Origin of the sequence: Streptomyces sp. NPDC050508 (assembly GCF_040655155.1) — a bacterium.
Classification (GTDB): Bacteria; Actinomycetota; Actinomycetes; order Streptomycetales; family Streptomycetaceae; genus Streptomyces.
Genome location: NZ_JBFAJJ010000001.1, coordinates 1,019,223 through 1,039,694 on the forward strand (window position 1 = coordinate 1,019,223; position 20,472 = coordinate 1,039,694).

Genomic DNA, 20,472 nt, shown 5'->3' on the forward strand with positions numbered 1-20,472 from the left:
GAGGGTGAAGTGACGTGGTGCGGGCGCCTGTTCAGGGCGTGCGGCGCCTGCCGCGCGGGTTGAGCTGTTCCTGCAGGCCGTCGGAGATGAGGCCGAAGGCCGCCGTGGCGATGGCCAGGGTGATGCCGGGGACGATCACCAGCAGCGGGTCGTCCTTCATATAGCGCTGACCCTCGAAGATCATCCGGCCCCAACTGGGCGTCGGCGGCTGGATGCCGAGGCCCAGATAGCTCAGGGACGCCTCGACCAGGACGCAGGTCGCGGCCGTGTTGGCGTACTGGACGAGCGCGGAGGACAGCACGTTCGGCAGCACATGGCGGCCGATGATCACCGGGGTCCGTACGCCCGCGATCCGCGCCGCCGACACGAAGTCCCGCTCGCGCACGGTGAGCGCCGGAGCCCGCACGATCCGCGCGAAGTAGGGAACGAAGATCAGCCCCATGCCCCCGATGAGGACCCACATGCCCGGGCTGAAGACCGACACCAGCACAAGTGCCAGCAGCACGGAGGGAATCGACATCGCGGTGTCCATCGCGGCCATCAACACCGCGTCCAGCCGCCGGGCGTTGTAGCCCGCGACGAGACCGATCGGGACGCCGATCAGCGCGGCGAGCGTGGTCGCCCCGAAGGCCACCATGAGGGACTGCCGGGCCGCCCCGAAGGTCCGGGTGAACAGGTCACGGCCGAGGTTGTCGGTGCCCAGCCAGTGGCTCCCCGAGGGACCGGTGAGCAGCGAGTCGCCGACGTCCGTCGTCGAGTAGCGGCCGAAGACGCCGATGAGGAGGGACAGCACCACGATCGCGACGAGGACGCAGACACCCGTGGTCAGTGTCGCGTTCCAGCCGAGGCGGGGCCGCAGTCGTCGTCGCGCCGGGGCCACGGTGACGGCGGGCGCGGTGGATTCAACCGTCACGGCGAGCTCCAGTCGTCCGGATGCGGGGGTCGATGAGGGGGTAGACCAGGTCGGTCACCAGGTTGATCAGCACATAGGAGGCGCCCAGCGCGAGGATCGCGCCCTGGATCACCGTGAAGTCGTGCTGCGTGATGGAGTTGACGATCAGCGAGCCGAGCCCGGGGAGCGCGAAGACCTGCTCGACGATCACGGTGCCGCCGACCAGCACCCCGAGCTGGAGACCGCCGGCGGTGACCACCGGCACCAGCGCGTTGCGCAGCGCGTGCCGCAGCATCAGCCGCCGTCGCCCCGCGCCCTTCGCCGCCGCCGTCCGCATGAAGTCCTGGCCCTCGACGTCGAGGACGGCGGCCCGCATGTAGCGGCAGAGCGTCGCGCCGAACGGGATGCCCAGCGCGATGGCGGGCAGCAGCAGCACCTGGAGGTTGAGGAGCGGGTCCTGGGAGAACGGCACGAACGAGAACAGCGGCCAGGCCGGCGCCAGGGTGCTGACCAGGAGGACCATCACCGTGCCGACCACGAACGGCGGGACGGCGAGCCCCATGAAGGCCGCGCTGTTGACCAGCCGGTCCTTGGCGCGCCCCTGGTGCATGGCCGACCAGATGCCCGCCGGAATGCCCCACAGGACCGCGATAACCGCGGCGTAGACGGCGAGTTCGAGGCTCACCGGGAGGCGGGCGGCGACCTGGGAGCCGACGCTCTGCCCGTCCAGCAGGGACGAGCCGAGGTCGCCCCGGACGGCGTTCCCGATCCACGTGAGGTACTGCGACCACACGGGCTGGTCGAGACCCAGCTGCTGGGTGATCTGGGCGCGCAGCTGGGGCGTCGAGTTCTCGCCGGCGATCAGGGCCGCCGGATCACCGGGGACCAGATGCGCCAGGGCGAACACGATGGCGCTGAGGCAGAGGACCACCGCGAGCGAGCGGACCACACGGATCGACAGATAACGCAGCACTGGATCTCTCCCCTTATATCGCGGCGGCCGGCGCCGAGGCCCGGGGCGTCGTACGGGTCGGTTCGGAGGGACGGCGTCGCGCGGCCAGCGCGCCGGGGACGGAATCGGCCGCGTTCGGGTCGAAAGCCCGGCCCTCGCGGAACACCGCGCGCAGACGCCGCCGGTCGGCGAGCACGCCCAGATCGGCGAGCGGGTCACCGTCCACCAGCAGCAGGTCCGCCCACATGCCCGGGGCGACCGTCCCCGTCCTGGCGCCGAGACCGAGGGCCTCGGCGGCGGCGGAGGTCGCCGCGACCAGGACCTCGGCCGGCGTCATGCCGATCTGCTCGTGCAGCAGCACCAGTTCACGGGCATGGTTCCCGAAACGCATCGTGTTGGAGGAGTCGCTGCCCGTGATGATCCGCACCCCGGCCCGATGGGCCCGCCGTACGGACATGAGCCGGCGTTCGCGGAGCAGCTCCGCCTTGTCGAGCTGCTCGGTCACCAGGCCGCGCTGCCGCCCGTGCTCCGTCATGAACTCGCTGATCGACAGGGTCGGGCACAGGAACGTGCCCTGTCCGAGCATCAGCTCGACGAGGTCCTCGTCGAGGTCGGAGCCGTGCTCCAGCGTGTCCACGCCGGCGACCAGCGCGGCCGTGATCCCGGCCCGGGTGTGTGCGTGGGCCGCGACCCGCAGGCCAAGGGCGTGTGCCTCGTCGACGATCGCGTCGATCTCGGCGTCCGTGTAGTTGCGCCACTCGGTCTTGTCGCCGAGGGAGAGCGTGCCCCCGCTCGTGCAGATCTTGATCAGGTCCACGCCCATGCGGGCGTACTCCCGGACCCGCTTGCGGCACTCGTCCGCGCCGTCGGCTGTCGCCCACATCCGCTTCTCGTCGAGGGTCGCCGGGCAGAACATGTCGCCGTGCCCCGCGGTCATGCCCACGAGACCGGAGGCCACGACCCGCGCCCCGTCGAGGACGTGCTCGTCCATCACGTGCTTGACCGCCACCTCGGGCAGCGAACCGGCCGTGTCCCGAACCGTGGTGAAACCGGACCGCAGCGCCTCACGGGCGTTGGCCGCGGCGTGCAGTGTCTGTTCCTCCGTCGAGGTCAGCATGTTCCACAGCTGTACGTCCTGGGGCCGGTCGCCCGCGTTGGACCGCAGGTGCACATGGCAGTCGATGAGGCCGGGCAGCAGGGTCGTCCCCCGCAGGTCGTACACCGTGTCCGACGGGGTCGTCGCCACGCTGTCCGCGTCGCCCACCTCGGTGATCACGGCGCCGTCGATCACCACGGTCGCGTTCGTCCGTGCGGCACCTCCGGTGCCGTCGATCAACGTCATTCCGGCCAGGACCGTTCGCTCCGTCATAGGACCGTGTTCACTCCTCTCCGTGGGAACTGGTAAGGAGGAGTGTGAGCGGGCGACGATATGCCTGTGTTGCGGTGCAGCTTTCGCTTGGAATTCCTGCGGGACGCGCAGGATTGCGCCACCCCTGGAAACGCAGATTTGCGCCACTCGCCATGGCTCACAGCGAGCTCACGAACGCCGTGTCGGCGCCCACCGGCCCCACGGCGGTCGCCCCGCCGGGGGTGCCGAGCGGTGTCGTACGGCCGGACAGGGGCTCCTCGAAGAAGTGGCGGTTGTCGGCGCGGAACTCCGGGTCGGCGAGGCGGTCGACGGTGATCGCCTGCTCGGGGCAGGCCGTCTCGCAGGCGCCGCAGTCGATGCACTCCACCGGGTTGATGTAGAGCTTGCGCTCGCCCTCGTAGATGCAGTCGACCGGGCACTCCTCCATGCAGGACCGGTCCATGATGTCGACGCAGGCCGATCCGATGACGTAGGCCATGTCAGTTCTCCTTCTCGGTGGAATGGCCGGGGAACAGGGCCGCCTCGGGGTCGATGACGGTGGCCGCGTTGTTCACGGCGGTGGCGGCCTCGCCGAAGCCGACGGAGATCAGCCGCACCTTGCCCGGGTAGTGGGTGATGTCGCCGGCCGCGAACACGCGGGGCAGATTGGTCGCCATGCGGGTGTCCACGGCGATCCGCCGCGCCTGGAGTTCGAGCCCCCAGGTCTGGAGCGGTCCAAGATCGGCGATGAAACCGAGCGCGGCGACGACGGTACGGGCGGGCAGCTGCCGGACGGTCTTCTCGACCCGGTGCCGCACCTCGACCCGCTCGACGCCCAACTCACCGTGCAGCGCGCTCACTTCGGAGTCGGTGATGATCTCGATGCCGAGCGCGTGCACCTTCTCCACGCTCGCCGCGTGCGCCCGGAAGCGCGCGTTGCGATGGACGAGGGTGACGGACCGGGCGATCGGGGCGAGCAGCGCCGCCCAGTCGAAGGCACTGTCCCCACCGCCGACGACGACCACGTCGTGATCGGTGTGGGCGGCCGGGTCCGGCACGAAGTACACCTGCCCGCGCCCGAGGAAGTCCTCGCCGGCCGGCAGCGCCCTGGGCGTGAACGTCCCCACCCCGCCCGTGATCACAACTGCCCCCGCCCGTACGACGGTTCCCGTGTCGGAGCGGACGACAGGACGGCCCTCGCGATCGTGGGCCAGGTGGACCGCCCGCTCCCCGAGGACGTACCGGACGTCGTACGGCGCGGCCTGCGCGACCAGGTTGTCGACGAGGTCGCGGCCCCGCACCGACGGGAATCCGGCGATGTCGAAGATGGGCTTCTCCGGGTACATCGCGCTGATCTGGCCGCCGCACTGCGGCAGGACGTCCATGACGGTGACGCGCAGTCCGCGGAAACCGGCGTAGTAGGCGCCGTAGAGGCCGGACGGGCCGGCGCCGATGATCAGGATGTCGGTCTCGATCACCGGTGACTGGACCGGCGCATCTATAGGAACGCTCATGGTTCAGGAGCGTAGGAACGGACTGCTCAGCGCCCAATGGAACCGGTCCGGCTGCCGGGACGGGGGGTCAGACGAGGGCGAGTTGGACCGTTCCCGTCACGCACGGAGTGCCGTCGGCCTTGAGGACGGCGACCTCCAGGGACACATGTGCGCCCTCCACCGCCCGCACGGTCGCGGTCCAAGTGAGGGGTTCACCGGCCACGGCGGTCGTACGGTTGCGCCAACTCACCGTCTCCAGACGGGAGTCGGGCCCGGCCCACGCCAACGCGTACCGGGTGAGGGTCTCGCCGTGCAGCGTGGACTGTACGACGGCGCCCGGGAAGCCCTCCGAGGCGGCGAACTCGGCGTCGTAGTGGATGCGATGGGAGTTCCACGAGACGGCGCTGAAGCGGAAGAGTTGGACCGTGCTGTGCGCGTACCGCTGCGGCGGGCAGATGTCACCGGCGACGGGCGGGTTCATGTGGCCCCAGGGGAGTCGATGGCTTCCATCACTACGATCGTCTCGTCCACGGCGGTCAGTTCGGTGCCGTCCGCCGAGGTGAAGCGGGTGGTGAGGCCGAGCAGCACGAAGGCGCCGGAGCGGCCCTGCTTGCGTTCGGCGGAGGTGACCGCGCGGGAGGCGGTGACACGGTTGCCCGCGACCGGGGCCCGGAGCAGCCGTACCGTCTGGCCGCCGTGCACCTGGCGGACCGGCAGGCCCTCGGTGCACGGCGACTCCCGGGCGGCGAGCCCGTCGGGCCTCAACTCCCCTTCGGGCGGCCCGTCTTCCCAGCTCATGGTCGCCGCGAGGAAGAGCGCGGGAGCCTCGACCGGCTCGCCCGTCGCCTCCCTTTTCCGCGCCCGGTCGATGTAGTCGGCGTCGTTCAGTGCGGCGGCGTACCGGCAGAAGTCCTTGACGGTCACCGTCCCGCAGTCCTCGTCCTCCCACCGGCCGACGAGACTTCGGGCCCGGGTCAGCACCTCGTCCAGGACGTTCACAGCGCCGACCTCAGCGATCGGCCGATGCCCAGACCCGCGGTGCGCAGCGCGCTCGCGTGCGCGGCGGCGTCCACGCGGTAGGTCGGGGCGGTGATCGACAGGGCGCCGGCGAGGGTGTTCTGCCGGCCGAAGACCGGCACGGCCATGCTCATGTAGCCGAGTCTGACCTCCTCCGCCTCGGTCGCGATGCCCTCCTCCCGGATACGTTCCATCTGACCGCGCAGCCGCCCGGGAGAGGTGATCGTGTGCCGGGTGAACGGTTTCAGCCCGTTCCTGACCACCTCCCCGAACAGGGGGGCGGGGGAGAAGGCCAGGATCGCCTTCCCGGTGGCCGTGCAGTAGAGCGGGAGCCGCCCCGCCACCCGGGACTCCTCGCTCAGGCCCCGGTGCGGCAGGATCTTCTCCAAGTAGACGACATCCAGGCCGTCGTGGATCGCGAAGTGGATGGTCTCCTGGGTCGCCAACAGCAGATCCTCCATGTACGGCTGCGCCACCTCGCGCAGGATCCGCTGCCGGTGCACCCGCTGACCGATCTCGAACAGCCGCAGCCCGAGCCGGTAGTCGCACCCCGCCCGCTCCAACAGCCCCCAGACCACCAGCTCTTGGCACAGCCGGTGCACGGTGGCCTTCGCAACTCCCGTACGGCGCACGAGATCCGCGAGGGAGAGCGACTCGTCATCGACGGTGAACGCCTCCAGGATGGGCCGCACCTTGCCGAGGACGGAGTTCATCGAGTCCGGCGAGGCGGGCGCGGACGTGGTCGCACCGGTCACGGGAGGCGGGGGAGAGTAGGCCGCGGCGCGGGCGATCGGGACGACGGTCATGGCGGACACCTCACGATCAACGGTTACGGCTGGGAGCCCGCGCTCAGCGCGCGGACGACGACTCGGCGAGGAACGCGAGACTCAGCGGGTTGTACAGGCTGGCCTTCTCATGTTGCGGCCAGTGTCCGCACTCGGTGAAGATCTCCAGCCGCGCCCCGGGAATCGCTGCGGCTATCGCCTCGGCCTCCGGCACGTCACCGAGCGGGTTCTTGTTGCCCCACACCACCAGCGTCGGCGCCTTGATCCGCGCCATGCGGTCGGGACGCAGCAGATTGCGCTCACGCGCCTCGACCTCCTGCAGCGCCAGCAGGTGGTGCAGATTCCGCTGGAACTCGGGCTGGTGGTAGATGTCGTAGCGCACCTGGGTCAACTCCTCGCCCAGGTCCTCGTCCCACTCGGCCCACAGCAGCGCCAGCCGGTCGCGGGTGTACGAGACCTCCGGCTCCAGGGCGGCGGCGCGGGTCGAGGTCTTCAGGCGTTCCATCACCGCCGGGTTGATCTTCGTGCCGCCCATGCACAGGAGTTGGAGGGAGGCGACCCGGTCCGGGTACTCGCTCGCGGCCCAGGACCCGACCCAGCCGCCCAGCGACTCGCCGACCAGGTGCGCGCGTTCGGCACCCACCGCGTCGAGGTACGCCATCAAGTGGTCCACGTAGGCCGGGATTTCACCGGGACGGTCGGGCTTGCCGGTGTAGCCGTGGCCGAGCATGTCGATGGCGTGGCAGCGGTAACCGGCCTCGGCGTGCGCCGGGATGTTGCGGACGAACGCCTCCAGGTGGCCGGTCGTGCCGTGCAGGAACACGACGTGCTCGCCGTCCTCGGGGCCGGCCTGCAGGGCGCGGGTGGTGACATCGCCGGTCTCGACGTACGCGTGCCGGTAGTCGATGCCCGAGAGTTCGGTCCAGATGCTCATGACTGCCTTACTGCCTTTCGACGGGGGCCTGTTGGGGGTCGAGGACGGCTACGCCCATTCCGGTGAGCCACTCGGGCATCGGTTCGTACGCCAGCCGACGGCCGGGCACGTGGTCGAGCACGGCCGACATCAGCAGCCAGGTGCGCAGCTCCTGCGCACCGTTGCCGGCGACCTTCTCCAACTCCTCGGTGGTGTACGCGGTGATCCGCTGGATCTCGCCCTGCTCGACGAGCGACAGGAAGTCGTCGTCGAACTCCGGGTTGAGCGCGGCCTCGGCGGCGCGGATGATCTCGCGGCGCCGGACGTCGTAGTCCTGCCAGTTCTCCCGGCCGTTCAGCCAGGCGCCGACCATGAACTCCTCGTCGTCGCCGCGCGGTTCACGCCAGTCGGGCCAGGGCAGCCGGTGCGAGAGCCCGCCCGAACCGACCACCGCCACGCGCCGATCGCCGGGGAAGGAGAGGACGGCTTCCCGGATCGCCCGGCCCAGTTCCTCGCAGCGGGTGAGGGTGGGCAGGGGTGGGGCGAAGACGTTGACGACGAGCGGCACGATCTCCACGTCCAGGCCCTCGAAGAGGTACTGGATCGCGTGCGACTGACCGTGGTCGATCTGGAGCCTGGCCGAGAACGCCGGGTCGAAACCGCCGCTCTCCACAAGGGAGTTGGCGATGTGCCGGGCCAGGGGGACGTCCACCGGCTGCGGGCCCTTCGGGGTGCCGGACTCGCCGCTCGCGACGCACTCGCCGACGCCGATCGTGAAGCTCGGGATCAGGTCCAGCCAGAAGCCCCGGAAGTGGTTGGAGCCGACGAGGATCACCGTGTCGGGGCGGGCCGCGAGGAGTGCTTCCCGCGCTTCGGTGAGCGCGTCGCGGAACCGTTCGGCCCGGTCCTTGTGGAAGGTCTCCTCCCAGTGGGTGTTCATCAGCGTGCTGTGCGAGGCGCCCACGCCCAGAACGATCTCGGTCACGGCGTCATCCCTTCGACCTCTGTGCGGGACCGGGTAACGGTGTCGATCGCCGTGCGGATCAGATGGCGCGTGAGCTTCTCCATCGCCTGTACGGAGACGGTGTTCATGCCCCGCGCGAAGTCGATGTCGAACAGGGAGTCGGTGACCTTCGGCATGCCGACCCGCACGGTGGGGATGCCTCGCCCGCGCAGGATGTTGGCGTCGGTGGCACCGCTGTTGCCCCTGATCACCTCGTGCTCGCGCCCCTCGAACGCCGCCCAACTCGCCGTCGCGCTACGGCAGATCCAGCTGTCCGGGTCGGTGCGGGTACCGGGGATGGACAGGACCATCTCGGCGTCGACATGGATGCCGGGGTTCTTCTCCCGGAGGGCCTCGATGGACGCGAGGAACTCCCGTTTGGCCTGCATCGGGGTCGTGTCCGGGGCGATGCGAAGGTCCACCATGAGGGTGCAGGACGCCGGTGTCACCGCCGCCATCCGGGGCCAACCGCCGCGTATCGAGGAGACGATGCCCTGCGGCGCGACCGTGCCGGAGGTGTGCCGGTCGGCGTACTCGACGAACCACTCCTCCAGGTGCCGGGCGACCTCACCGGCGCGGGCGACGGCGTTGTCGTAGGGGAGGCGGTGGCGGGAGCCGACGTAGGTGTGCGTGCCGTGGACCGTCACCTCGAACCAGACGAGGCCGACCTCGTCCCAGGAGACCGTCCAGCCGGGCTTGGCGATGAGGGCGTAGTCGGTCCACACGCCCTGCTCCAGGAGGAACGAACAGCCCGCGCCCTGGCCGGTGTTGAGGCGTTTTCCGCCGGGGCGGGCGTTGGTGGGCATGCCGCCCGCGCCGAAGGCGGCGACCAGGTCGCCGGTGAGCGGGATGCCGGCCAGCGCGATCGCCTCGGCGGCCATCATCACGCAGGCGGCGTGGCCCTTCGGGTTGGAGGCGCCGAGGCCGACGACGAGGTCGTCGTGGACGGTGGCCCGCGGGCGCATGTCGTCCCGCAACTCCGGCCCGATCCACGGCAGATCCTCGCTCTCCTCGCCCACGGTCAGGGTGTCGATGGGCGCGTAGAGCATGAGGTCGGGGCCGGTGCCGTCGCCGGAGAGCCGGGCCCAGGCGTTGGCCTGCCGGTCGTCCAACGGCTGGACTTGGGCACGGCAGCCGGCGGCCGTGAGGGTGGCGGCGATGTGCGCGGCGAGCGGGGCCTCGTCGCCGGTCGGGGACGGGATGTCGACCAGCCCGGTGATCAGCTCGCGCAACCGGTCGCCGGTGACCTGCCCCCAGGCGTCCTCGACCCAGCCGCGCCGCTGTGCGTCCAGCCCTGCCAACTCGACTGCGGGGCTCACTGGTTGATCCTGTGGACCTGGGTCATGGTGGTGCGCTCGAAGCGCTTCCTGGCGAGCGGGAGCCCGAGGGCGATGCCCGCTCCGATCAGCAGGGTGAGCAGGGTGCGGCCCATGGTCATGCCTTCTTCTCGTCGGAACTGTTGACTGCGTCGGTGCCGGCGAGCTTCTTCCCGTACTCCTGCTCGCTGAGGTTCCGCCAGGCGGTCAGCGAGATGTCGGGGCGGTAGAGCTTCTCCGGTGGCGCGTCGGTGATGTCGACCATCCACGCGTCCTGGCCGGAGAACTGGCCGTGGAACAACCAGCGGATCGCGCCGAGATACTTGGCGTAGAAACGCAGGGTGTTCCAGCCCTCGGTGAAGTTGACCATCACGCCGACATAGCGGTGGTTGTCCTCGTCGACGGGGACGTAGAACTCGTAGTGGATGAAGTTCGGGTACGCGATGCGCAGCACGCCGGGCATCGACAGGGACGCGAAGCCGGGGAACTCCTGGGCCTCGATGGTCGGGTTGACCTTGTCCGGCTTGCCCGTGTTGCCGATGTTGAAGGTCTCCTTCGGCGGCTGGGCCTTCCACCAGCGCTTGTTGGTCCAGCGGCCGACTCCGGGGAAGTCCGCCTCCCAGTACACCTCGTCCTGAACGCGGTAGATCCAGCGGCCCTTGGGCACGACCCGGGTGATGTTCCAGGTGGGCATCGGCTTGAACAGGCGCCAAAGTGCCGTGCGGTGCAGGTACTTGGCGTGTCCCTCGTCGAAGCCGTTCTCGCAGGCGAAGCGCCAGTTGCCGCCGCGCGGATCGATCCGGCCGCCCATCACGAAGGCGTTGGAGACGAGTTCCTCGGGCAACTGCTCGTCGATGGGGTGCGGTTCCTCGTCGGCGAGGGGGATGTACACCCACACCATGCCGAGGCGCTCCTCGACCGGGTACGTCCGCACCGACACCTTGCCGGTCAGTCGGCAGCCGGGGCCGTCGGTGATGACCGCGGCGAGTTTGCCGGTGGGCAGGTCGAAGGTCCAGCCGTGGTACGGGCAGCTGATCGTGCCGGGGAACTGCTGGTCGCCCTCGGAGAGCGGGACGCCGCGATGCGGGCAGCGGTTGTGCAGCGCGTAGGCTGTGCCGCCGTCGCGGATCAGCGTGATCTTCTCGCCGCAGATCGTGAACGGGAGCGGATCGCCGGTGATCTGGCTGGACCAGGTGACCGGGTACCAATAACCGCGGAAGCCCATGCCCGCCGCGTCGTAGTGCGGCCACGACTTCCAGTCCTGGCGGCCGGGCTCACCTGTTGGTCTGCGGCGGCTCCGGACCGGGGGCTGGGTGTCGGGAGAGTCGTCGACCGTCATCGTGCGCGTCCTCCTGCTGCCGGGATGCCTGTCCGGCGAGCATGCGACGGACCGCTGGATCCGCCCAAGGGACCCGTCCCGCTGAGCAGACCGCGCCCCGGGGACGGGTCCGGAGACCGCGCTTCACCTGCGCGTCCCGTTCAGCGGACCCTCGTCGATGCGTGGAGGCCACACGCCGTTCTACGGTGCGCCAATTCCCGGGCCGCACCCGACGACCAGCCGAAACCGGCGGTCTCCCACCGACCCCCCGAGGTACTCATGGAGACACGGTCCACGACAAGCCACCGCTACGCAGGCCCCGCCGCCCTCGCCGTCGCACTCCTCACGCTCACCGCGTGCGGCGCGGGCACCACCGACTCGACCGCGGGCTCCGGCTCCGGCAAGAACGCCGCGGGCCCCACGATCCGCATCGGCGTCGGAATCGACGCCTCGTACGCGCCCTTCTTCCTCGCCGACGCCGAAGGCCTGTGGGCCAAGCACGGAGTGAACGTCCAACTCGTCCAGTTCGGGCAGGGCAGCGAAGGCGTCAACAACCTCGTCGCGGGCCAGGTCCAGATGTCCGGCAACTCGGACACCACGACGATCAGCATGCTGCCCCAAGACCCCGACCTGCGTTCCCTGTTGGTCTACGAACAGTCCGGCAAGTACCTCAAGGTCGTCCTCGGCCCGAAGGTGAAGTCCCCCGCGAACATCCGCAAGATGGCCGTGGCCCCCGGTCTGTCCGAACTCGCGGCCACCCGGTTCCTGGAGTCGAAGGACATCGACCCCAAGTCGGTCAAGTTCGTCACCGCCGACCCGCCCGAGATCCCGGCCCTGATGCAGAAGGGCGACGTCGACGCGTACGTCCTCTGGGAGCCCTGGCCCACCAAGGGAGTCGCGCAGGGCGGCCGGATCCTGGAGAACACCGGTGCCTACGGCCTGAGTTACTCCCAGTGGCTGCTGACGAGCGCGGCCTGGCTGAAGGCCAACTCCGACACCGCCACCAAGGTCGCCCAGACCCTTCAGGAGGCGGCCCGGCTGACCGAGAGCGACCCGAAGGCCGCGGCCGAGGCGACCGAGAAGGCCGTGAAGGTCCCGGCGGCCCAGACCCTGACCGCCATCAAGGAGATCGACTTCGGAACCCGTGACTTCACGGCCGCGGACCTCAAGGGATACGCGGACACGGCCAGGTTCTTCGTGGACACCGGCAAGGTCAAGGCCCAGCCGGATGTCACGACGGTCGTCCAACGCGGTTGGTTCACCGAGCACTTGAAGGGATCGTCGTGATGACGGAGGCCGTGAAGACCCACCTCGCGCAGGTCAGCGGTCGCGGTGCGGCGCTGGCCGCCGACGGTGTCGGTATCCGCTTCGGCTCCCTTCAGGCCGTCCAGAACATCTCCCTCGACATCGCCGCCGGCGAGTTCCTGTGCCTGCTCGGCCCGAGCGGCTGCGGCAAGTCCACGCTGCTGTCCGCCATGGCCGGCTTCGTGCCCGTGGACGAGGGCAGCCTGTCCGTCGGCGGGGCTCCGATCACCGGCCCCGACCCGGAGTTGGGCATGGTCTTCCAGAGCAGCGAGGCACTCTTCGACTGGATGACGGTGCGTCAGAATGTTGCCTTCGGTCCCCGCATGCGCGGCGCCTCGCGCACGGAGCAGGCGAAGGTGGCCGCCGAGTACCTGGGCCTGGTGGGGCTACGGCACTGCGCCGACCGCTTCCCGGGCCAGCTCAGCGGCGGCATGCGCCAACGGGTGCAGATCGCCCGCGTGTTGGCCAACGAACCCGGCGTGGTCCTGATGGACGAACCCTTCGGCGCGCTCGACGCGCAGACCCGGCAGGTGATGCAGGAGGAGACGGACCGCATCTGGCGTGCCTCGGGCTGCACCGTCGTCTTCGTCACCCACGACATCGACGAGGCGATCCTGCTCGCCGACCGCATCGCCGTCATGACCGCGGGCCCGGCGGCCTCGGTGAAGTCCGTCTACCCCGTCGACCTCCCCAGGCCCCGCGACGAGGACGACCCCGCCGCCGTCGAACTGCGCCGCCGACTCCGCGAGGACATCGGCGAAGAGGTCCGCAAGGCGCTGCGCGACCAGGGACTCGACGACGAGTCGCGCACCACGGAGGAGGACCCCCGATGACCACCGCCACGGCCGCCGCCACCGGCAGCGCGGGGACCAGGAAACGCCCGGCCCGGACGAGCGCGGGGCGACTGCGCGCACTCGGCATGTACACCCTCTCCGTCCTCGTCGGCCTCACCGTCTGGCAACTGCTGGCGATGGCGTACGGCTCCTCGCTGGTCGCCTCCCCGAGCGAAACCCTCAGCGCGGCACGGCAGTTGGCGTCGGACGGCACGCTGACCAACTCGATCGTCGCCTCCAGCCGTCGCATCCTGATCGGCTGGGGACTCGGCGTCCTCGTGGGCGCACCGGTGGGGCTGCTCGTCGGACAGGTCCCGGTGGTGCGCCAACTCCTGGAGCCCTACATCGAGTTCTTCCGGTTCATCCCGCCGGTCGCCTTCGTGACCCTGGCCGTGGTGTGGCTCGGCATCGGCGAGTCGTCGAAAGTCGTCCTGATCTTCTACACGGCCGTCTTCATCGTCACGGTGAACACCAGCGCCGGTGTCATGGCGGTGAGCGAGTCCAAGCTGCGCGCTGCCCGGAACCTGGGCGCGAACCGCCGCCAGATCCTGCGGAGCGTCGTGCTGCCCTCGACGGTGCCGCACATCGTCACCGGCGCACGCCTCGCCATGGGCAACAGCTTCCTGACCATCGTCTCCGCCGAGATCGTCGCCTCCCAGGTCGGCCTCGGTTCGCTGATCTGGACCTCCCGCAACTACGGGCGGATCGACTGGGTCTTCGTCGGAATCATCACCCTGGGAATCCTCGGGTTCGTCTTCGACCGCGTCCTGCGGATCGTCGCGTCCCGCGTCCTGCGGATCGTCGCGTCCCGCGTCCTGCGTCGATACGGAGTGAAGTTGTGACGTCCGCCAAGTCCCGCGCCCTGGTCCTGGAGAGCTTCGGCTCGCTGCCCCGCCTGGTGGAGCGCCCGGTGCCGGAGCCCCGCCCGGGCCACACCCTCGTACGGATGCGGGCGGCCCAGGTGGGTCACCTCGATCTGAACGTCGTGGACGGCAAGTTCGGGATCCTGCCCGACCTGCCCGCCGTACCGGGCACCACGGGATGCGGGGTCGTCCTCGCCTCGGACATCCATCCCGAGGGTGCCCTCGTCCGGCTCGGCGGCAAGGGCCTCGGCCTGCGCCGCGACGGCTGCTGGGCCGAACACGTACTGGTGCCGGACGCCGCCGTGGAGACGGTCGCGGAGGGCACGGACCCTGCCCTGGCGTGCAGTTGGTTCTCACCGGCGGGCACGGCGTGGGCCGCGGTGCACGCGGTCGCGCACGTCCAGCCGGGGGAGCGGGTGCTCGTGACCGGGGCGGCGGGCGCGGTGGGGGCGATGACCGTACAGGTCGCCGCACGGGCCGGAGCCGAGGTGATCGGGGTCGTCGGACGCCCGGCCAAGCTCGCCCACGTCCCGGCTCCCGCCAAGCCCGTCCTCACCTCCGAACTGTCCGCGGAGTCGGTGGGCGGGCCCATCGACGTACTCGTCGACACCGTCGGCGGCCCGGTCCTGCGCGACGCCCTCCCGCTCGTCCGCCCACGCGGGCGTGCCGCGCTCGTCGGCTACACCGCGGGTCGCGAATTCGGCGTGGATCTCGGTGACTTCCTGCTCGCGGACGTGTCCCTGCTGCCGGTGAACCTGATGTCGCGGGGCAGGGAAGTCGCGGCGGACGCGGAGGAGTTGCTGGCGGATCTGCGGACGGGGGCGCTGACGCTGGAGATCGAGCGGCACGGCATCGAGCGGTTGGCCGAGGCGGCGGAGCGGCTGCGGACCGGGGAGGCCATCGGCAAGGTGGTGCTGGACCTGGACTGAGGCGCTGCTACTGACTCTCTGTCAAATACCGTCGAGGGAAAGGCCGTTGGCGGTCACATCGCGGCAGTGAAAGGGCGCACGCACTCCTTGCGCGGGGTGTAGCTTCTACCCGTCAGTAGAGGCTTGAGCAAGGGTGGTTGTGTGGTTGCCTCTCCGCATACCGAGAAGTTCGCCGCCTACCTTCGGATGCTGAAGAACCGCAGCCGCCGGGGCTACGACCGTCTCGGCAAGGAAGCGGGCGTCAGCGGTTCCAGCCTGCATCGGTACTGCTCCGGCCTCAGCGTCCCCGCGGACTATCGGGTGGTGCACGCCTTCGCCAAGGTGTGCGGCGCCAGTGCGGAGGAACTCCGGGAACTCCACCGGCTGTGGGCGCTGGCCGACACCGACCGGGACGCACCGGCCCCGACGGTCGAGGACAACCCGGAACCGGAACCGGACGACGTCACCCCGCAGGAGACCACCCCCGCCGCGACCGGGGAGCCGCGCCGGTTCCGGGTGCCCGAGAAATGGTCCTCCCGTGTCGCGGTACTGGCCGCCGTGGTCGCGGTGGTGCTGGTGGCCGGCTTCGTGTGGATGCCCGACAGCGGCTCCGGCGGCACCTCGTCCGCGGCCGGCGGTGGGCTGCTGTACTCCTCCGCGTGCAAGTCGGTGAGCATGGGGCAGCACGACGACTGCGTGCGCGAGGTCCAGACCCTGTTGGCGCGGGCGAAGGGGAAGCTCGCCATCGACGGGGACTTCGGGCCGGAGACCCTGCGCCGACTGACCGCGTTCCAGGTGCTGGCGGGCCTGCCGGCCACCAACGCGGTCGACGATGCCACCAAGAAGGCGCTCTACGCCCAGAAGGTGAACATGACGACCTGGTCGCCGGCCGAGGTGACGAAACGGGTCCGTGAGGTGTTCGTCGAGGAACCCGACACCGCCGTGGCCATCGCCCGCTGTGCGTCGTTCCTCGACCCGCTGTACGTGCTGCCGAACACCAACGGCAGCCGCAACTGGGGCGTGTTCCAGATCTCCGACGCTCGCCTGCGGGACCTCGACGGCACACCCCTGCGGGCGTTCGACCCGGACTGGAACATCAAGGCGGCCCACCGGCTGTGGAGCGTCCGGCACGACTTCCACGACTGGCCCTCCTGCGAGGCGGCGTTGAAGGACGAACCGAAGAGCTGACGCCCGGAGCTCCGGGTACCGCCGCGGCGGTACCCGGAGCTCCGCTCCCCCGAGAGCGACGTCAGACCGTGCCGTCCTCCCACCACCAGTCGCGACCCAGGTCAGCCCTGCTGTCGACGTGCTGATGGTCGACGGTGTACGTCTCCAGCCCGGAAAACCCGCAGGTCTCCGCCTTCTGGTAGACGGTCTTGTTGGCCACGCCGGGCACGTCGAGGTCGGCCGCGGTGCCGTACAGGTGCATGCTGTCGCTGGCCCCGCCGACGTCCGCGTTGTGCGCGATGCTGCGGAAGCCGGAGTTGACCGTGATCGGCTTGTCGCCCAGCTTCTTGCGCAGCGCCTCCAGCTTGTACATGCAGCGGCGGACGTTCTCCTTCACCTGCGCCGCGCTCAGCTTGCCGCCGTTGAAGGCGCCGCCCGTCTGGTTCTCGAACTCGCTCCAGTTGAAGTGGAGCGTGGAACCGTCCGACTGCTCCAGCGCGTTGAGCTTCGCCTGCGTGTTGGGCCCGACGCTGGCATCCGCGGTGAGACCGTACGCCGCCTGGAACCGGCGTACGGCAGCGGCCGTACCGGGGCCGAAGTCCCCGTCGATGCCGACCCGGCTGTGGCTCGCGCTGTCCGCCGCCCAGCCCGCGATCCTGATCTGCAGCTCGGTCACATCGGCACCGGTGGCGCCCTCGGTCAGGGTGCGCGACCACGAATAGGCCTGTGCGACACCCGAGAACAGCAGCTGACCGAACGCGAGGCCGGCACCGGCGGCCAGCGTGCCACGCAGCATGGCCCGGCGGTTCATGGGTCGGGAGGAAGAAGTCATCATCGTCCTTTCGGAGAACGGTGGTGGGGGAAGAGGTCGGAAAGCGATGGTCCGGCCGGGATCAGCGGTTGGCCAGCCGGTCCAGGTCGGCCTGGGTGCCGTTGAACACGTCCCCGGTCGCCGGAGCCTGGAGGCCCGGGAAGAGCGCGGCGTCGGTGTACTGCCACATCGCCCAGGTCGTCGAGCCGGTCGGCACCGGCGGCGAGGTGATCGACGTGCGGTAGTCCGCGAGTTGCAGCGGATACCGGGCGAAGGCGGTGGTCGAACCCAGGCAGTCGTCCAGGAAGGACTTCTGGGTGTAGATGATCGGAGTACGGCCGAAGGCCGCCTCCACCCGGTCGAGCCAGGCCTTCGCGTCGTCCACCGTGCCGTAGGTGGGACAGCGCCCACTGCCGTCGTCCATGCGTTCCAGGTCGAATATCGGCGGCAGATCGCCCGCACGCTGCCCGGTGTAGCCGGTCGCCCGCACCGCGGCGATGAACCGGTCGGCCTGCGCGGCGCCCGTGTCGGGCGCCGTGCCCGTGTAGAAGTGGTAGGGCGCGACGGCCAGCCCCGCGGTTCTGGCCGCTTCGAGGTCGGTGGCGAGGTATTCGTCGGTGACGTTCAGGCCCCGGGTGGCCTTGACCGTCGCGAACTCGACACCCGAGGCCTTCACGGCCTTCCAGTCGATCGGCGCGCCGTCGGGGTGCTGGTACTTGGCGGTGTCCAGGCCGTCGATCGGGTAACCGGCGGGGCGCGGTGGCGTGCAGTACGTGTTCCGACTGGACCAGTCCACCAGTTTCGCCCAGGTGTTGGGGCCTACGACGCCGTCGGCACCGAGGTCGGCGCAGTGCTGGAGTTCGACGACCCGGGACTCGGTCCCGCCTCCGAAGGCGCCGTCGATCGCCAGCGGCGAGTAGTGGAACGGCTCCATGGCCAGGTTCAGCCGGCACTGCAGTTCCTTGACCTCGGTGCCCGTCGCGCCCTGTTGCAGCGTGGGGCGCGCGCTGCTGTGGCCGCACACGGTCGTCTGCGCCGTGGTCGACGTGCCCTTGGTCGTGCAGCTGTGCGGTTGCGCGGCCCAGATGTTGAGCGCCGTCCAGGTCTGCGGGCCGAGCACACCGTCCACGCCCAGCCCGGCACACCGCTGGAACTCCTTGAGGCGCGTCGCCGACGCGGGCCCGAACGAGCCGTCCGCCGCGATCGGCGTGTATGCGCTCGGCTTCGTCGCCAGATTGAGCTCGCACTGCGCCTCGACAGCCGCGTCCCCCGTAGATCCCTGCTGCAGCGTGGGCTGTGCGCTCGTATGCCCGCAGACGGCGACCGCGGTGACGGCTGCGGACTCCGCAGCCCGCACCACCGTCGGCCCGTACAGGGGCAGGACCGCTGCCACGGCGAGGGTCAGACCCCGCAGAAGCGTCCTTTGTCCCATCTGGTGTTCCCCCTCTGATGAGTTGCCGGCAACGTCCGGCAGACTCATGCTGGCAGCGCCCGCCGCTCGGACCGGATCCTCCTGCCCGGGTTGGGACGCCGGGACGGTCACACGCCTGTGACCTGCGGGGATGGATCACGGCTGGGATGAACACGGGACACCAGAGGCGGAGCGGGAGTGCGCTGGGGAGACGGCCCCCTCCCTCACACCCCGTCTCACCCCAGGACGACCGCCGCACGCCCTCGGCAGCACACCACGCCCCCGGCACCGCACCGCTCGACGAGATCGAGAGTGACCGCACCACTCCTCGCGTCCACCGACCGCACCGTGCCCGTCACCACCAGCCGGCCCCCGACGCAGGCCGGCGCCCGGTTCCGCCACCCCACCTCCCGCACCTGCCCGCCCACACCCGCGAACTCCGCGGCAGCACGGTGAAACAGACACCCGTGCAGCTGAGCCATGACGACCGCCCCGGCCAGCCCCTCCGACCGCGCGAACTCGTTGTCGTAGTGGATGCGATGGGCGTTACGGGTGACCGCGCCGAACCGCAGGAGGGTGATCGCGTCGGGCGTCAGCTCGACGGGCAACACGGCCTGTCCCACGACGACTTGGCGCACTCGGCGGCCCGTCATCGGACGATGAACCTCTCCGTGACCTCGACCAGCGTCCCCCGCGCCGTGCCGTACACCTTCTCCATCGTGAGGAGGAGGAATCCCTCACCAACACCCTTGCGTTCCACGGCAGTCAGCGCGCGCCGCAGCTCGATCAGGTCACCCGCCCGCACCGCCCCGACCCACCGCACGTCCTGACCGCCCGCCATCAGCCGCACGTCGAGCCCGTCCGTGCCGGGCACCTCGTCGCGGTACATGCCGTCCGGCCGGAACTCCGCCGCATCGGCCCCGGGAGCCCCGCGCAGCAGACTCACCACATACATCGGATGGACGGCGAAGTCGGCGCGAGCGGGATCGACGAGATACGGTGCCCGCTCTCCGGCCGCCCGTGCGAACTCCGCCGCGTCCTCCGCCCGTACGACACCCAACGACCGCCGCTCCCAACTCCCCATCGACGCCCGGGCCCGCTCCTCCACCAGCTCCAACACGGCGCTCTGGGACATCCGTTGCCTCCTGTGGTCGTCCGACGCCCGGACGCTAAGGACCGCCCGCCCCCGACCGCCACGGAACCGGCCCGCTCAGCGGACCGTTCCGCTTGGGCAGAGATCGTCGCCGTCCCACCATCGGGACATGGACCTCATGGACATCCAGCCGCCCCCGGAAGGCGCCTACGCGGAAGCGGACGGCGTCAAGTACCACTACGTCGACCTGGGGGAGGGCAGCCCCACGGTCTTCCTGCACGGCGGCGGTCCCGGCTGCACCGGCTGGTCCGATTTCGGGCAGGTGGCCCGGCTGTTCGCGGCGGACCGTCGATGCCTGCTCGTCGACATCCTCCAGTACGGCAAGTCCGCCAAGCCCGTCATCGAGGGCCCCATGTGGGACTACCACGCGGCCAAGACAGTGGCCCTGCTCGACGAACTCGGCATCGACCGCGCCGACTTCGTCTGCAACTCCTGGGGCGGCACCATCGCGCTCAACCTGGCCGCCAAGTACCCCCAGCGCGTACGGTCGTTGGTGATCACCGGCAGCATGCCCGTCTTCTACGGCCCGCTCGCCCCCCTCCCGGAAGGCGGCCGTCGTGGCCGCAACGCCCGCGACGTCTACTACGGCGGCACCGGCCCCTCGTGGCAGAAGATGCGCGAACTCATCGCCCGCCTGGAGTGGTTCGACCCGGACGCCGTCCCCGACGGCACCGTGACCCTGCGCCACGAGCAGAGCCTCGACCCCGAGGAGACCGCGCTCGCCGGTGCCTCCGACAACCCGCGCGGCGACTGGCAGGACCTCACCACCGAACTCGGCCTGATCGCCGCGCCGACGCTCTTCCTGTGGGGCATGCAGGACGCGTTCCTGACCCCCGACTACCCGCTGATGCTGGCCCGCATGATCCCCAAGGGCAACCTGCACGTCATGAGCGAGGCCTCCCACCACCCGCAGGAGGAACGGCCCTACGACTACCACAGCGTCGTCTCCGGCTTCCTGAACCAGCAGCACAACTGACTCTCCGG

The 20,472-nt window shown here is 70.2% G+C and carries 23 protein-coding genes; 6 read left to right on the forward strand and 17 right to left on the reverse strand.

Translation table 11 applies throughout. The features are described from left to right. Window positions 1-31: 31 nt before the first annotated feature. The 13 genes from AB0I69_RS04580 to AB0I69_RS04640 all read right to left on the reverse strand — a co-directional run bounded on the left by AB0I69_RS04580 (window position 32) and on the right by AB0I69_RS04640 (window position 11,058). Window positions 32-913: an ABC transporter permease gene (locus tag AB0I69_RS04580; RefSeq protein WP_363094033.1), complete on the reverse strand. Its 882-nt coding sequence runs from the start codon at window positions 911-913 to the stop codon at window positions 32-34. Then, complete coding sequence (locus AB0I69_RS04585) at window positions 903-1,865, reverse strand: ABC transporter permease (RefSeq protein ID WP_363094034.1); 963 nt, start codon at window positions 1,863-1,865, stop codon at window positions 903-905. The genes AB0I69_RS04580 and AB0I69_RS04585 overlap by 11 nt, the downstream gene beginning before the upstream one ends. 13 nt (window positions 1,866-1,878) lie before the next feature. After that, entirely contained in the window at window positions 1,879-3,213 is a 1,335-nt protein-coding gene (locus AB0I69_RS04590; RefSeq protein ID WP_363094035.1) for an amidohydrolase family protein, read from the reverse strand. A 157-nt stretch (window positions 3,214-3,370) separates the two neighbouring features. After that, the gene (gene fdxA, locus AB0I69_RS04595) at window positions 3,371-3,691 is read right to left on the reverse strand and encodes a ferredoxin (RefSeq protein WP_363094036.1); all 321 of its coding nucleotides are present in this window, start codon (window positions 3,689-3,691) and stop codon (window positions 3,371-3,373) included. Between the two features lies 1 nt (window position 3,692). Further along, window positions 3,693-4,706, reverse strand: coding sequence for an NAD(P)/FAD-dependent oxidoreductase (locus AB0I69_RS04600; protein ID WP_363094037.1), 1,014 nt, complete (start codon window positions 4,704-4,706; stop codon window positions 3,693-3,695). Window positions 4,707-4,773: 67 nt separating this feature from the next. Further along, window positions 4,774-5,166 (reverse strand): acyl dehydratase, encoded by a 393-nt coding sequence (locus AB0I69_RS04605; protein ID WP_363094038.1) that lies wholly within the window; start codon window positions 5,164-5,166, stop codon window positions 4,774-4,776. Next, complete coding sequence (locus tag AB0I69_RS04610) at window positions 5,163-5,684, reverse strand: MaoC family dehydratase N-terminal domain-containing protein (protein WP_363094039.1); 522 nt, start codon at window positions 5,682-5,684, stop codon at window positions 5,163-5,165. Before AB0I69_RS04610 ends, AB0I69_RS04605 begins: the two co-directional genes overlap by 4 nt. Continuing rightward, complete coding sequence (locus AB0I69_RS04615; RefSeq protein WP_363094040.1) at window positions 5,681-6,508, reverse strand: IclR family transcriptional regulator; 828 nt, start codon at window positions 6,506-6,508, stop codon at window positions 5,681-5,683. Before AB0I69_RS04615 ends, AB0I69_RS04610 begins: the two co-directional genes overlap by 4 nt. 43 nt (window positions 6,509-6,551) lie before the next feature. Next, the gene (locus tag AB0I69_RS04620; RefSeq protein WP_363094041.1) at window positions 6,552-7,421 is read right to left on the reverse strand and encodes an alpha/beta fold hydrolase; all 870 of its coding nucleotides are present in this window, start codon (window positions 7,419-7,421) and stop codon (window positions 6,552-6,554) included. 7 nt (window positions 7,422-7,428) lie between these two features. Then, window positions 7,429-8,385, reverse strand: a complete 957-nt coding sequence (locus AB0I69_RS04625; protein ID WP_363094042.1) for a catechol 1,2-dioxygenase — start codon at window positions 8,383-8,385, stop codon at window positions 7,429-7,431. After that, a complete protein-coding gene (locus AB0I69_RS04630) occupies window positions 8,382-9,722 on the reverse strand; it encodes a deacylase (protein ID WP_363094044.1) in 1,341 nt (446 codons plus the stop codon). Before AB0I69_RS04630 ends, AB0I69_RS04625 begins: the two co-directional genes overlap by 4 nt. Beyond that, window positions 9,719-9,841 (reverse strand): hypothetical protein, encoded by a 123-nt coding sequence (locus tag AB0I69_RS04635; RefSeq protein ID WP_363094045.1) that lies wholly within the window; start codon window positions 9,839-9,841, stop codon window positions 9,719-9,721. Before AB0I69_RS04635 ends, AB0I69_RS04630 begins: the two co-directional genes overlap by 4 nt. Then, window positions 9,838-11,058: a Rieske 2Fe-2S domain-containing protein gene (locus tag AB0I69_RS04640; RefSeq protein WP_363094046.1), complete on the reverse strand. Its 1,221-nt coding sequence runs from the start codon at window positions 11,056-11,058 to the stop codon at window positions 9,838-9,840. The genes AB0I69_RS04635 and AB0I69_RS04640 overlap by 4 nt, the downstream gene beginning before the upstream one ends. Before the next feature lie 258 nt (window positions 11,059-11,316). On the opposite strand from AB0I69_RS04640, the gene AB0I69_RS04645 reads away from it, so the two are divergent. From AB0I69_RS04645 to AB0I69_RS04665, 5 genes are all read left to right on the forward strand, one after another. Then, window positions 11,317-12,324 (forward strand): ABC transporter substrate-binding protein, encoded by a 1,008-nt coding sequence (locus AB0I69_RS04645; protein ID WP_363094047.1) that lies wholly within the window; start codon window positions 11,317-11,319, stop codon window positions 12,322-12,324. Then, window positions 12,324-13,175: an ABC transporter ATP-binding protein gene (locus tag AB0I69_RS04650; RefSeq protein ID WP_363094048.1), complete on the forward strand. Its 852-nt coding sequence runs from the start codon at window positions 12,324-12,326 to the stop codon at window positions 13,173-13,175. Before AB0I69_RS04645 ends, AB0I69_RS04650 begins: the two co-directional genes overlap by 1 nt. Continuing rightward, a complete protein-coding gene (locus tag AB0I69_RS04655) occupies window positions 13,172-14,017 on the forward strand; it encodes an ABC transporter permease (RefSeq protein ID WP_363094049.1) in 846 nt (281 codons plus the stop codon). Before AB0I69_RS04650 ends, AB0I69_RS04655 begins: the two co-directional genes overlap by 4 nt. Continuing rightward, a complete protein-coding gene (locus AB0I69_RS04660) occupies window positions 14,014-14,967 on the forward strand; it encodes a zinc-binding dehydrogenase (protein WP_363094050.1) in 954 nt (317 codons plus the stop codon). The genes AB0I69_RS04655 and AB0I69_RS04660 overlap by 4 nt, the downstream gene beginning before the upstream one ends. Before the next feature lie 141 nt (window positions 14,968-15,108). Further along, a complete protein-coding gene (locus tag AB0I69_RS04665) occupies window positions 15,109-16,134 on the forward strand; it encodes a helix-turn-helix domain-containing protein (protein WP_363094052.1) in 1,026 nt (341 codons plus the stop codon). Between the two features lie 61 nt (window positions 16,135-16,195). Here the strand turns inward: AB0I69_RS04665 and AB0I69_RS04670 are convergent, their stop codons facing one another. The 4 genes from AB0I69_RS04670 to AB0I69_RS04685 form a co-directional block, all read right to left on the reverse strand. Further along, a complete protein-coding gene (locus AB0I69_RS04670; RefSeq protein WP_363094053.1) occupies window positions 16,196-16,924 on the reverse strand; it encodes a D-Ala-D-Ala carboxypeptidase family metallohydrolase in 729 nt (242 codons plus the stop codon). An 82-nt stretch (window positions 16,925-17,006) separates the two neighbouring features. Further along, window positions 17,007-18,356, reverse strand: coding sequence for a GH25 family lysozyme (locus AB0I69_RS04675; RefSeq protein ID WP_363094054.1), 1,350 nt, complete (start codon window positions 18,354-18,356; stop codon window positions 17,007-17,009). Window positions 18,357-18,571: 215 nt separating this feature from the next. Continuing rightward, window positions 18,572-18,988, reverse strand: a complete 417-nt coding sequence (locus AB0I69_RS04680; RefSeq protein ID WP_363094055.1) for an acyl dehydratase — start codon at window positions 18,986-18,988, stop codon at window positions 18,572-18,574. Beyond that, a complete protein-coding gene (locus tag AB0I69_RS04685; RefSeq protein ID WP_363094056.1) occupies window positions 18,985-19,470 on the reverse strand; it encodes a MaoC family dehydratase N-terminal domain-containing protein in 486 nt (161 codons plus the stop codon). The genes AB0I69_RS04680 and AB0I69_RS04685 overlap by 4 nt, the downstream gene beginning before the upstream one ends. Window positions 19,471-19,597: 127 nt before the next feature. Between AB0I69_RS04685 and AB0I69_RS04690 the strand changes: the two genes are divergently transcribed. Further along, window positions 19,598-20,464: an alpha/beta hydrolase gene (locus AB0I69_RS04690; protein ID WP_363094058.1), complete on the forward strand. Its 867-nt coding sequence runs from the start codon at window positions 19,598-19,600 to the stop codon at window positions 20,462-20,464. The last annotated feature ends 8 nt before the right edge of the window (window positions 20,465-20,472 follow it).

Coding starts and splice junctions, on each gene's coding strand:
- AB0I69_RS04590 (WP_363094035.1), bottom strand. CDS start 3,213: ATGACGGAGCGAACGGTCCTGGCCGGAATGACGTTGATCGACGGCACC.
- fdxA (WP_363094036.1), bottom strand. CDS start 3,691: ATGGCCTACGTCATCGGATCGGCCTGCGTCGACATCATGGACCGGTCC.
- AB0I69_RS04600 (WP_363094037.1), bottom strand. CDS start 4,706: ATGAGCGTTCCTATAGATGCGCCGGTCCAGTCACCGGTGATCGAGACC.
- AB0I69_RS04605 (WP_363094038.1), bottom strand. CDS start 5,166: ATGAACCCGCCCGTCGCCGGTGACATCTGCCCGCCGCAGCGGTACGCG.
- AB0I69_RS04615 (WP_363094040.1), bottom strand. CDS start 6,508: ATGACCGTCGTCCCGATCGCCCGCGCCGCGGCCTACTCTCCCCCGCCT.
- AB0I69_RS04620 (WP_363094041.1), bottom strand. CDS start 7,421: ATGAGCATCTGGACCGAACTCTCGGGCATCGACTACCGGCACGCGTAC.
- AB0I69_RS04635 (WP_363094045.1), bottom strand. CDS start 9,841: ATGACCATGGGCCGCACCCTGCTCACCCTGCTGATCGGAGCGGGCATC.
- AB0I69_RS04640 (WP_363094046.1), bottom strand. CDS start 11,058: ATGACGGTCGACGACTCTCCCGACACCCAGCCCCCGGTCCGGAGCCGC.
- AB0I69_RS04645 (WP_363094047.1), top strand. CDS start 11,317: ATGGAGACACGGTCCACGACAAGCCACCGCTACGCAGGCCCCGCCGCC.
- AB0I69_RS04650 (WP_363094048.1), top strand. CDS start 12,324: ATGACGGAGGCCGTGAAGACCCACCTCGCGCAGGTCAGCGGTCGCGGT.
- AB0I69_RS04655 (WP_363094049.1), top strand. CDS start 13,172: ATGACCACCGCCACGGCCGCCGCCACCGGCAGCGCGGGGACCAGGAAA.
- AB0I69_RS04670 (WP_363094053.1), bottom strand. CDS start 16,924: ATGAACCGCCGGGCCATGCTGCGTGGCACGCTGGCCGCCGGTGCCGGC.
- AB0I69_RS04675 (WP_363094054.1), bottom strand. CDS start 18,356: ATGGGACAAAGGACGCTTCTGCGGGGTCTGACCCTCGCCGTGGCAGCG.
- AB0I69_RS04680 (WP_363094055.1), bottom strand. CDS start 18,988: ATGACGGGCCGCCGAGTGCGCCAAGTCGTCGTGGGACAGGCCGTGTTG.
- AB0I69_RS04685 (WP_363094056.1), bottom strand. CDS start 19,470: ATGTCCCAGAGCGCCGTGTTGGAGCTGGTGGAGGAGCGGGCCCGGGCG.
- AB0I69_RS04690 (WP_363094058.1), top strand. CDS start 19,598: ATGGACCTCATGGACATCCAGCCGCCCCCGGAAGGCGCCTACGCGGAA.